We start from the raw sequence: 6,993 nt of genomic DNA, 5'->3' as shown, positions 1-6,993 counted from the left end.
AAGGCGCTGCTTTTGTCATTAACATGAAGTTATCACTAAGCTTTTCGTGTCATACCAGTTGCTCCGCTTAGTGCAAAACGGTCTAAAGCGATTTAGTGCTCGCGATGCAGTAATGGTGTCAACATATCAATAATGCCAACTGATGCACTCGGAAAGGCGAACACTTTTTGACTTAGCGTTTCAGCCGTCACACGGTCGGTAATCAGCATCGTCAACAGGTTAATCAAATCTGGTGCGCCGTTACCGTAAATAGCGGCCCCGACCAAGTAGTTTTCTTGGTCAAAGACTAATTCAAGATCAGCTTCAGTCTCATTTTGATATTGAAAGGCGAGTACTTGGCCGTATGGTAAGGCTTGGACATGGTAAGTATCCGGATCGGCCTGTGCCGTGGCGACTGAAACCCCGACTTGTGCCAACCGCGGCATCGTGAAGACGACCGATGGGATGACTGGATAATCAATCGCAGCGGTGGCCCCTAGCAATTGGCCGGCAATGTAGTTAGATTCAAAAGTTGCTGTTGGTGTTAATTTTGGTAGCATCTTACTAATGACATCACCACTAGCATAGATGTTCGGTACATTTGTCCGCAGATGGTCGTCGACAATAATACCGTGACGGTCAGTTTGAATACCAACTTTCTCAAGCCCAAGGTGTTCAACATTCGGGATTCTTCCGGTCGCGCCAACAATGGCGTCACTTTCAATCGTTAAGCCGTTAGCAGTAGTTGCGGTCAGCCCAGTAGCGGATTTTGATACCGACTGTAAGGCTTCATCGAAGTGGAATTGGACGCCCGCTTGTTCAAGGTGCGTAATCAGCTTTTGAACGTGATCTTGATAAAATGCGGGCAAGGCGCTCGGTGCAAATTCGATGATGTGGACCTCTGAGTCGAGTAAGACCGCCATATCAGCAAATTCCAACGAGATAATACCAGCACCAATGAAAGTCAGGCGTTTAGGCATCGTTTCTAAATCTAAAAAGTCGCGACTGTCTAGCATTAACTCAGCACCAGGAATTGCTAGCTGTGCGGGACGTTGCCCTGTTCCGAGTACAATCGTATTCGCAGTATAGTCAGTTCCAGCGACTTGTACCGTGTGAGCATCAGTCAGTTCACCACGACCAGTAATGACAGTAATACCGAGTTGCTTGAAAATTGCCGTCATCTGAGTCGACAATGGCTTGATCACACTTTGTTTATAGGCCATTAATTGTGACCAGTCGATTTTAGGTGTCTCGTTGACCCCGATGCCTTGGTATTGTTTGAGTTGTTCAGTTAGTTCGAATGGCCCATCTAACAGAATCTTGGCGTCACAGCCAAAGTTTGTACACGTCCCGGCAATTGTGTCCGCTTCAATGATGGCTACCTTTCGCTTTGCCTGTGCCAACGTGACTGCTGCATGCCATGTTGCGTGACCACTACCAATAAAAATTGTGTCAAAATTTGCCATATCCGGTTCCTCCTTGAATTAGTGAAGCATTAATTAGAATAAACAGTTAAATGGACGGTCGTGCACGATTGAAACGACCAATAAAATTGGCCCTTTAGGCCAAATCTTGCGACAAGGTATCAACGATCTTTTGATTTAACGCTAATGCTTGCTGATACTCGTCACTGGTTAAGTGATAACGTCCAATACAAGTTGCGATGGCGGTCTCGATTGCCTGGCGCTGGGTCTTGCCCTGCTCAGTCAAATGAATAATGAGTTGGCGGCGGTCATTGGCTGGACGCTCGCGCCATAACCAACCGGCATCGTCCATGCGTCGCAGCAGTGGTGTCAATGTATTACTGCTTAGCCGCAATACCGTCCCAAGCTCATGCAGCGACTGGTCGTCATGCTCCCACAAAGCCATTAACACGAGATACTGTGCATAGGTCAGTTTGAATGGCGCCAACGCTTCAACGTAAAACTTGTTGAATAACCGATTAGCATTGTAAATACTAAAACATAATTGGTTAGCTAGCTCAATCTCAGGTGTCATTATCGGTGCTCCTTTCAATCGTGTGCGATTGATTATTAGTATAAGCGCCCTAACGGCAAAAAGCAAGGCGCTTTTATGCTTAGGACACTTTAAATTTAATTAAGTTAACGATAGCTGTTGTGACGGTTGATTGGCCATAACAACTTAATTAATTGCTAGACCCAATTATACTTCGTCCACAGGTCTGATCATCAATAAATCCGTTTGCCGATCAGTGCCCATCACAAAATCGTGTGCGCTGAATTGGCGGAAGCCCCATTTGGCATAAAAACGTTTGGCGGGTTCATTGTGTTCCCAAACACCCAGCCAAATTCGTTGCTTACCTGCCTGCTTGGCCGTTGTCAGTGCAAACTGCATCAATTGGCGACCGAGTCCCCGATGCTGATAACCCGGACGAATGTAGATCCGCTCCACTTCGAGTGTATCCTCTCCCATCGCTTCCGACTGGGCATCATCAGTATTTAGCTTCAGATAGCCCATGATTTCATTATCCTGGCCAATGAAGAAAAAGCTGGAATGAGGATTGGCTAGTTTCTGTCTCAAGCGTGTTTAGTTGGTAGGCCTGCTGCAGGTACGCCTGCATGTTGGCCGCCGTGTTCTGTGCGCCAAAGGTATCTTGGAAGGTCTCGATACTAATTTGCTGTAACGTTGGTGCATCAGCGACGGTTATTGGTGTAATTGTAACTTGGCTCATGTGGTTAGTCCCCTCTCTCAATTGGTCATAAAAAAACAACCCAGAAGTTGCGCATGACAATTATCATACCGCACAACTGGGTTGTTGTTAAGTTACTTGGCTTTCTTACCCCATTCTGGAATAATCTTACCATCTTCACTGATAGCTAAACCATCAGCATTTTCAAGTTCAGCTGCATTTGGATCTTCAAAGTTGTTCTCAAGTGCATCGACAAAGCGCGCCGTTGAACGACCATCTAAATCATCAAAGAAGAAGTCGACGAAACCATCGAGCTTGGCCTGATCAATTTTCGGATGCTTCAACTGTTGGATCAAATCACCGGTGTTTTCGGCTAAACTACCTGGAATGAAGTCAAAGTAGTTGAAGTAGAAACTCCGGGACTGCATGTAGTCGGCTAAATCAGGCGCAAAGAAAATCATCGGTCGTTTGAGTAAGGCATATTCAAAACAAACGGATGAATAGTCCGTGATCAACTGGTCAGCGACTAATAACAAGTCATTGATTTCGCGGTAATCTGAGACATCGTAGTAAAAGTCAGAGTACTCGTATGGAAGTGTCGGTTTGTTTTGCACGAACGGATGAATCTTCAATAGGAAGACATAGTCCTCATGCAGGGCTTCGTATATTTCTTTGAAATTCAACATTTCAAATGGATAGTAAGCCGATTGTTGCCCATTACCACGGAACGTTGGCGCAAAGAGAATCACTTTCTTACCCTTAATGAAAGGCAAGTCGTCTTCTAAGCGTTCGCGAATCGCCTGTTTCTTAGGCTCGTCGAAGAAAATATCAGTCCGCGGAATACCCAACGGTGCGATTTTATCAATCGAAATCCCGAATCCTTCAGCATACTTATCCGCGATATTGTGCGATGAAACCAGCGCTTCAGTGTAGTTACGATGATTAAGTGACTGAATCTTGGGACCACCTGGCATACCTAGACGACTATAGCCAAAGGTCTTAAACGCCCCAACGGCATGCCAAACTTGAATTAAGTCGGCATTTTCGCGGATTCGCAACGGATAAACGAGCGGATAAAAATCATCTAGAATCACATAGCGACTGGTCGCGAGCGCTTTGGCTAACGTCCGAACTTCCTTCCAAGTCTTCTTAGTCTTGATGCTTGGCTTTAAGTAAAAGGAAATCTTGAAGTCGGTATTGCGGCGCTTGAGTTCCTGGTAAATGAACTCAAAGTTTCCAGAAATCGTGACCCGACTATCCGAAACAAATGAGATTTGCTTCTTATGGATCGGTTGTAAACTATACCAGCGATACCAGGCTTTTAGCGCCCGACGTCTGATAGCCCGCATCGCCGCGCTCTCAAGACCGACCGTATCATCAAATTCATTTTCAAGCGGATTAACGTCACTCAGTTTGTATGAGGTGACCTTTAACGCTTGTGAGGCCAAACTATACCGGAAAATCAAGCTGTATGACTTGTTACTCTTGGCAGAATAACTCGTCATCTTAGTGGTGTAGTTTAAATCTTGATGAATATCGACGATTTGCCCGATCGTGGTCCGTCGAATGAGCCAACCGTTACCAAGGTATTGCTCCAACTGTAGCTTCATTTCATACGTCCCAGGAACTAATGGTTTGCCATCTGAAATCGTTGAGAAATTGATTTCACCGTGATAACCCGATGCCGGAAAATCCGGCCGGTCGACGGTGGTATTGACTAATGGCACGGCAATCTCATCGCCTTGATCATTAATTAAAATCAAGCTCTTGACGATTCGTTCTGCATCTTTTTCTGGATACTTCTCAAACCAAGCGGCACCTTCGATGACCAAGAAGGAACTATTAAAGTCCAGCTTGGTCACCTGCCGTTTGATTAACGATTCCGCATCTTTTGCGATTCGTTGCGAGTTCATGAATTCAAGCGCATCACGTGATAGCTCCGTTGACTCGGTCGTTGGTTGTTCCTGAGGTTGAACCGGTCCCCGCCGGCCATAAACGACACGCCGCGCGATTCGTTTTAATCGTTGTAACATAAATTATGCGCTCCCTACTAGATAATTAGAGTTGTTTCATTAAAAATTGAAACACTCGTTGGGCGTTGTGTCCGTCCTGATGTGGAAATGTCTTTTGCTTTAACTCGTGAACATAGCTCAAGTCGAGTTGGTCCAAATCATGCGCAATGAAGCTTATGAGCGCACCGGCCTCATCAAAGTGTGGTGCCCCGAGATAGTGATAATAATCGACGTAAAAGCCATTTTTGGCCATATACTGCTCATAATCAGGCGTAAATAGCAAAATTGGCCGCTCAAAATAACTAAAATTAAGCGACAATGACGAATAGTCGGTCACAAACACATCAATCGTCGGCATCAACTGCTTAACCCGTGTGGCATCTTGGAAAATATGCACATTCTTGGGCAACTGCCACTCAGGCAAGCTGAGGTATGGATGCAAAGAGACGTAAATTTCCCATGGTTGTTTAAGCTGTTCACTAGCCGTAATCAACTCATGTATATAGTGTAACACTTGTGCCTCACCATTTGCATCTGGCCGATAAGTCGGTGAGTACAGCAAGCGTTTGGCCCCAGCATGTGGTTCTGGACGTTGCGCCATCAACGCATCCATCATTGGCTCACCCGTCGCAAGCACATGGTCCGGCTGAATATCAAAAGCCGCCACGTAAGCCGGTTTATCCACTTCTGAGTTGATAAACACCCAATCATAATTGGTATGCGGCTTGATGACGCTATCATCAGCGGTCGGCAAGCTGAGTCCGAAGTGTTTTAATGAGCCGATGGCGTGCCACAGTTGAACGACCTGATTATTGGGATGCTTATTAATCGCATACAGCGGGAAAAAATAATCATCGATGATAAACATTTCAGAGCGTGCCAACAGTCGTAATGCCTGAACTGACGCCAATAAAAATCCAAACTTGCTTTTTAGTGTCCGATCATAGTGATAGCAGAAAACTTTCAAATCCATGTCACTGTCTTCCACGAACTTAGCATGTAGGAATTTAAGATTATCGGTGAGTTCAGGACTCCGCATCGTGGCAAACGTGACCCGATGTTGCTTGGGGCCGCCCAACCAATAGAATAGTTGATATAAGCCATTGAAACCAGCTCGTAGCAATAATAGCTTTAACGTTTTTAAATTTAAACGTCCCACTCCATCACCGCCTTGCCCCAATAGTTGGTTAGGGCGCCTTCAAAGAAATCGGTTATATCCTGAATCGTGCTGACCTTGCGCGTGAAGCCGACCAAGTTCTGTAGTCGTTCACGGGTAACCGGGCTCTTGGTCAAAATGTCGATGGCCCGTTGGAAATCAGCGCGACCACTCCGACTTACGCCACGTAGCGTCAAGCCTTCTGCTAAAACGGAGCGCGTATCGATGCCAACTGGATCTTCGGAAACACCCATTAAAATGGCTGTTCCCATTGGACGAATGTGCTGAATGATTTGGGCGATTGCTGATTCACTACCGCGACCACCAGTACATTCAAGGGCCTGACTAACTTGTAAGTCGCTTGGAATATCGTCGACTAAGTAGGTCTTGTCCGCAAATGAGAAGTAATCCAGCTTGGAACGGTGACGGCCAAAAATCATCAACTGACTGTCTGGAAAGATCTGTTTGACTAACGTGGCCGTGATAAAGCCGAGATTACCGTCACCCCAGATGCCAATGATCTTGCGGTCCGCATCCATGACTGCTTCAAGCTGGGTCAACGCGTGTACGCCAACTGAAACCATTTCAATGAAAGCTGACATTTGGTGATCAAAGTTGTCTGGTACGACGATTGCCCGGTCGCGATGGAGACTCACATACTCTTGCATAAAGCCATCATAGCCACTGGAACGGAACTTAGACGTTGGTAAGTAGTTTTCTTTGATGATTGGGTCCGTTTCAAAAGGCGTATTAGGCACCATAGCCACTAGCGTCCCCGGCTTGAATTTATTTTGGGGATCCTTGACCACTTCGCCAACGCCTTCATGAATCAAAGCCATCGGTAGTTTTTGTCGTAACGTCGCTTGTGGCCGCTGCCCAGTAAAATAGCGCGCGTCCGCATGACAAACGGATAAATACTTTGGCCGTACCACAATATCATTATCAGTAATTTCTTCCGCGACGGTCTGAACTTCAATCTGGCGAGGATCTACTAATCGATAAACTTGATTTAACATACTAGTCCCTCGTTTCTACTAAAGCTGATGCAACCCGCAAATCATAAGGCGTGGTAATCTTAAAGTTATAGTTTTCGCCACGCACCATGGTCACTTCTTCGCCGGCCAACAAACAAATCTTGCATGAATCTGATAGCGTTGCTTTTTGGGCATCGGTCAAGGCGTTGTATGAGTTAACTA

Annotated in this window: 6 protein-coding genes and 1 pseudogene; all 7 read right to left on the bottom strand. The window is 45.9% G+C overall.

The annotated features are described in order from the left end of the window. Positions 1–92 precede the first annotated feature (92 nt). Positions 93–1,445 carry an NAD(P)/FAD-dependent oxidoreductase gene (locus tag KGF70_RS16100; RefSeq protein ID WP_216769559.1) on the bottom strand — a complete coding sequence of 451 codons (1,353 nt, stop codon included), beginning with the start codon at positions 1,443–1,445 and terminating at the stop codon, positions 93–95. Positions 1,446–1,539: 94 nt separating this feature from the next. Further along, entirely contained in the window at positions 1,540–1,977 is a 438-nt protein-coding gene (locus tag KGF70_RS16095; RefSeq protein WP_105920676.1) for a MarR family winged helix-turn-helix transcriptional regulator, read from the bottom strand. A 165-nt stretch (positions 1,978–2,142) separates the two neighbouring features. Continuing rightward, positions 2,143–2,671, bottom strand: a pseudogene (locus KGF70_RS16090) (GNAT family N-acetyltransferase). A 92-nt stretch (positions 2,672–2,763) separates the two neighbouring features. After that, complete coding sequence (locus KGF70_RS16085; protein ID WP_216769560.1) at positions 2,764–4,662, bottom strand: CDP-glycerol glycerophosphotransferase family protein; 1,899 nt, start codon at positions 4,660–4,662, stop codon at positions 2,764–2,766. Positions 4,663–4,687: 25 nt separating this feature from the next. Continuing rightward, a complete protein-coding gene (locus KGF70_RS16080; RefSeq protein ID WP_216769561.1) occupies positions 4,688–5,800 on the bottom strand; it encodes a CDP-glycerol glycerophosphotransferase family protein in 1,113 nt (370 codons plus the stop codon). Next, the gene (locus tag KGF70_RS16075) at positions 5,788–6,813 is read right to left on the bottom strand and encodes a ribitol-5-phosphate dehydrogenase (protein ID WP_216769562.1); all 1,026 of its coding nucleotides are present in this window, start codon (positions 6,811–6,813) and stop codon (positions 5,788–5,790) included. The genes KGF70_RS16080 and KGF70_RS16075 overlap by 13 nt, the downstream gene beginning before the upstream one ends. A gap of 1 nt (position 6,814) precedes the next feature. After that, positions 6,815–6,973, bottom strand: coding sequence for a 2-C-methyl-D-erythritol 4-phosphate cytidylyltransferase (locus KGF70_RS17465; RefSeq protein ID WP_231122087.1), 159 nt, complete (start codon positions 6,971–6,973; stop codon positions 6,815–6,817). Between the last annotated feature and the right edge of the window lie 20 nt (positions 6,974–6,993).

The sequence above is a fragment of the Lactiplantibacillus sp. 7.2.4 genome (assembly GCF_018991185.1).
GTDB classification, from domain to species: Bacteria; Bacillota; Bacilli; order Lactobacillales; family Lactobacillaceae; genus Lactiplantibacillus; species Lactiplantibacillus pentosus.
This window is presented reverse-complemented; position numbering and strand designations above follow the sequence as displayed.

Coding starts and splice junctions, on each gene's coding strand:
- KGF70_RS16100 (WP_216769559.1), bottom strand. CDS start 1,445: ATGGCAAATTTTGACACAATTTTTATTGGTAGTGGTCACGCAACATGG.
- KGF70_RS16075 (WP_216769562.1), bottom strand. CDS start 6,813: ATGTTAAATCAAGTTTATCGATTAGTAGATCCTCGCCAGATTGAAGTT.
- KGF70_RS16085 (WP_216769560.1), bottom strand. CDS start 4,662: ATGTTACAACGATTAAAACGAATCGCGCGGCGTGTCGTTTATGGCCGG.
- KGF70_RS16095 (WP_105920676.1), bottom strand. CDS start 1,977: ATGACACCTGAGATTGAGCTAGCTAACCAATTATGTTTTAGTATTTAC.